The organism is Bradyrhizobium sp. sGM-13, from assembly GCF_018398875.1.
In the GTDB taxonomy this organism is placed as follows: domain Bacteria; phylum Pseudomonadota; class Alphaproteobacteria; order Rhizobiales; family Xanthobacteraceae; genus Bradyrhizobium.
In genome coordinates, this window is the sequence record NZ_JAGWDK010000163.1 from 1 (window position 1) to 717 (window position 717).

Below are 717 nucleotides of genomic sequence, written 5' to 3' on the forward strand. Positions count from 1 at the left end.
CAGGCGCGCCATCACCATCCAGCAGATAGATCCGCGTGTTCGCAATCGGACGGCCAATCGGGACAACGGCCCCATCAAAATTATCCGGGCAGCTCCACGCTGTCACGTCGATCGCAGCTTCCGTCGGACCGTAGAGATTATGCAGGCCAGTCCAAGGCAGTACGCGCCGAACCTTGTGCAAGCTGGCGGCAGGAAGCGCCTCGCCACTGCACAACAGGCGCTGCAGCGATGTGCAGCGATCAACCCCCTTCGCATCGATAAAGCTGACCAGCATCGATGGTACGAAGTGTGCCGTGGTGATGCGTTGGCTGATGATCAAGTCCACCAATGCATCGGGGTCTTTGTGCGCATCCGGAGGCGCCAGCACCAGGGTCGCCCCTTCAAGCAGCGTCCAGAAGAACTCCCAGGCCGAGACATCGAAGCCAAATGGCGTCTTCTGCAACACGACATCAGTTGCCTTGAGACCATAGGCTCTTTGCATCCAGATCAGCCGATTGATGATGGCCCGATGCTCATTCTGTGCCCCCTTGGGCGTTCCGGTGGATCCTGAGGTGTAGATCACATAGGCGAGATGGCGCGAGGTCAGGCCGAGGGCACGCGGGTCCGGTTTCGCGGCCGGCAGCTGCGCCCACGCCGGGGTCGCCGTCTCCAGGTCGACCACCGTCAGATCGAGTAGCGCATCGCTGCCCAGCGCCGATCGTCCCGCCGCATCGGCCA

Annotated in this window: 1 protein-coding gene; it reads right to left on the reverse strand. The window is 61.9% G+C overall.

Annotated elements, in window-relative coordinates; all coding sequences use genetic code 11:
* A partial coding sequence (locus tag KJQ96_RS38595) for an AMP-binding protein (RefSeq protein ID WP_213291172.1) occupies positions 1 to 717 on the reverse strand: 717 nt, incomplete at both ends.